The sequence below is a fragment of the Streptomyces sp. M-16 genome (assembly GCF_052114405.1).
Lineage (GTDB): Bacteria > Actinomycetota > Actinomycetes > Streptomycetales > Streptomycetaceae > Streptomyces.
Genome location: NZ_JBFRER010000266.1, coordinates 1 through 2,692 on the forward strand (window position 1 = coordinate 1; position 2,692 = coordinate 2,692).

General features: G+C 72.7%; 3 protein-coding genes and 1 pseudogene. 1 reads left to right on the forward strand and 3 read right to left on the reverse strand.

Features of this window, described 5'->3' with window-relative positions; genetic code table 11:
* The coding region (gene rarD / locus AB4039_RS41905) for an EamA family transporter RarD (RefSeq protein ID WP_442273269.1) at window positions 1-962 on the reverse strand (962 nt) is incomplete at its 3' end.
* 120 nt (window positions 963-1,082) lie between these two features.
* Entirely contained in the window at window positions 1,083-1,937 is an 855-nt protein-coding gene (locus AB4039_RS41910; protein WP_266841081.1) for an SDR family oxidoreductase, read from the reverse strand.
* Window positions 1,938-2,045: 108 nt separating this feature from the next.
* Between AB4039_RS41910 and AB4039_RS41915 the strand changes: the two genes are divergently transcribed.
* Window positions 2,046-2,420, forward strand: a complete 375-nt coding sequence (locus AB4039_RS41915) for a winged helix-turn-helix transcriptional regulator (protein ID WP_266841082.1) — start codon at window positions 2,046-2,048, stop codon at window positions 2,418-2,420.
* A 46-nt stretch (window positions 2,421-2,466) separates the two neighbouring features.
* On the opposite strand, the pseudogene AB4039_RS41920 reads toward AB4039_RS41915, so the two are convergent.
* Window positions 2,467-2,692, reverse strand: a pseudogene (locus AB4039_RS41920) (2-oxoacid:ferredoxin oxidoreductase subunit beta); the annotation flags it as partial.

Consider the following 2,692-nt stretch of genomic DNA (forward strand, 5'->3'; position numbering starts at 1 on the left):
GGGGGCTCCGCGGCGGGGGCGGCCGGCACCGCCGCGGGCGCCGCCGCGTTCGCCGCGGCCTCCGCGAGCCGGGCCCGCGAGCGCCGGGAGCTGCGCAACGCGTCCCAGCTCAGCAGGACCAGCGCGGCCCAGACCAGGGAGAAGCCGGCCCAGCGCTCGGGCGGCATCGCCTCGTGGAAGTACAGCACCCCGAGCCCGAACTGGAACACCGGCGCCAGGTACTGCAGCAGCCCCAGCGTGGACAGCGGAACGCGGATCGCGGCCGCCCCGAAGCAGACCAGCGGGATCGCGGTGACCAGCCCGGTCGAGGCGAGCAGGGCGGAGTGTCCGAGCCCCAGTGAGGCGAACGTCGAGCGTCCCTCGGCGGCGAGCCACAGCAGGTAGCCCAGTGCGGGCAGGAACAGCATCGCCGTCTCGGCGGTCAGCGACTCCAGCCCGCCCATGCCGAGCTTCTTCTTGATCAGCCCGTAGGTGGCGAAGGAGGAGGCCAGGGCGAGCGAGATCCACGGCGGCCGCCCGTACCCGATGGCCAGGACCAGGACGGCGGCGAAACTGATGCCGACCGCCGCCCACTGGGGGCGGCGCAGCCGCTCCCCGAGCACCAGGACGCCGAGCGCGATGGTCACCAGCGGGTTGATGAAGTAGCCGAGGCTGGCCTCGACCACGTGGCCGTTGTTGACCGACCAGATGTACAGGCCCCAGTTCACGCTGATCACGGTCGCGGCCAGCGCGGTCAGCGCCAGCTTGCGCGGCTGGCGCAGCAGCTCCCCGATCCAGCTCCAGCGGCGCAGCGCGATCAGTGCGACGCCGACCACCGCCAGTGACCACACCATGCGGTGGGCGAGGATCTCGATCGCCCCGGACGGCTTGAGCAGTGGCCAGAACAGGGGGACCAGCCCCCACATCCCGTACGCGCCGAATCCGTAGAGCAGACCCGCGCGCTGCTCGTTCTGTGCCTTCACGGGCCCTCCAGTGCGACTTCCGGCCAATCTCACAACCCCACGACCGTAGCGCCGCGGGGGGCCGCTGTCATGCCCGTTACGGCGAGATACTCATGACATCCGGCCGCCGCCGTCCGGCCCTCAGGCCAGGGCGGCGCCGATGGCGTGGGCGACCGGGGTCGTCGGGCGGCCGATCAGACGGGCCAGGTCCCCGCTGGTCCCGGCGAGACGGCCGCGCGAGATCGCCGCGTCCACGTCGACCAGGATCGCCGCGAAGCCCTCGGGCACCCCGGCCCCGGTCAGCGCCGTCAGGTGCGCGTCCGCCGGGACGGCGGCGTACGCGACCTCGCGCCCGGACTGCCGCGCCACCTCGGCGGCGTACTCGGCCAGGCTCCAGGCGGTGTCCCCGGAAAGCTCGTAGACCCGGTTCAGGTGGCCCTCGCCGGTCAGCACGGCGGCGGCCGCCGCCGCGTAGTCGGCGCGGGCCGCCGAGGCGATCCGGCCCTCGCCCGCGCTGCCGAGGACCGCCCCGTGCTCCAGGACCGCGGCCAGCTGCGCGGTGTAGTTCTCGTGGTACCAGCCGTTGCGCAGGAAGGTGTAGGGCAGGCCGGAGTCGAGGACCGCCTGCTCGGTGACCTTGTGCTCGGCCGCCAGCTCGAAGTCCGCCTCGGGCCCGCCGAGGATCCCGGTGTAGGCCAGCTGGGCCACCCCGGCCGCCTCCGCCGCCTTGATCACGGCCGTGTGCTGCGGGACGCGGCGGCCGACCTCGCTGCCGGAGATCAGCAGCACGCGGTCGCCGGCCCGGAAGGCGCCGGCCAGGCTCGCGGGGTCGTCGTAGTCCGCGACCCGGACCTCGATGCCGCGCGCGGCCAGGTCGGCGGCCTTCTCCCCGTTCCGTACGACGACGGCCAGCCGGTCGGCGGGGACCTTGGCCAGCAGCTCCTCGACGACGAGACGGCCGAGGGCTCCGGTGGCTCCGGTGACGACGATGCTCATGACGCTCACGCTCCTGTGGGGGTCTGTGGTGCTCTCGTGCGGTGATGACACAAGCTTATGGAGAGCGCTAACTATTCGTAAGTACCCACTTCAAAGTAAGGTACTGGTATGGAAGTAAGTGCCGAAGTGAGTGTCAAAGCCCCCATGTGCCCCTCGCGCGGGATCCTGGAGCACGTCACCAGCCGCTGGGGCGTCCTGGTGCTCGCCGCCCTGTTCGAGCGCTCGTACCGGTTCAGCGAGCTGCGCCGCGAAGTGGGCGGGGTCAGCGAGAAGATGCTGGCCCAGACCCTCCAGACCCTGGAACGCGACGGATTCGTCCTGCGCCACGCCCGCCCCGTGATCCCGCCGCACGTGGACTACTCCCTGACGGACCTGGGCCGTGAGGCCGCCGAGCAGGTGTGGGCGCTGGCGCGCTGGACGGAGCGGAGCACCGGCGAGGTGGAGCGGGCCCGCGTCGCGTACGACGAAGCCCGGACCCCGTAGCGGGATCCGGGCTTCCGTTTGGCCGCGGCCGGCCGGCGGTCGTCGGCTAGCCGACGACCGTCCAGGTGTCGTTGCCCGCGAGCAGGGTCGCCAGGTCGCCCTTGCCCTTCTGGTCGACGGCCCTGTCGAGCTGGTCGGCCATGAGGGTGTCGTAGACGGGGCGGGTGGTGTCGCGGAAGACGCCGATGGGGGTGTGGTGGAGGGTGTCGGGGTCGGCGAGGCGGGAGAGTGCGAAGGCGGTGGTGGGGCTGGTGGCGTGGGCGTCGTGGACG

What these genes read in the sequence shown, in the direction of transcription:
- AB4039_RS41910 (WP_266841081.1), bottom strand. Translation starts at nt 1,937, where the DNA reads ATGAGCATCGTCGTCACCGGAGCCACCGGAGCCCTCGGCCGTCTCGTC.
- AB4039_RS41915 (WP_266841082.1), top strand. Translation starts at nt 2,046, where the DNA reads ATGGAAGTAAGTGCCGAAGTGAGTGTCAAAGCCCCCATGTGCCCCTCG.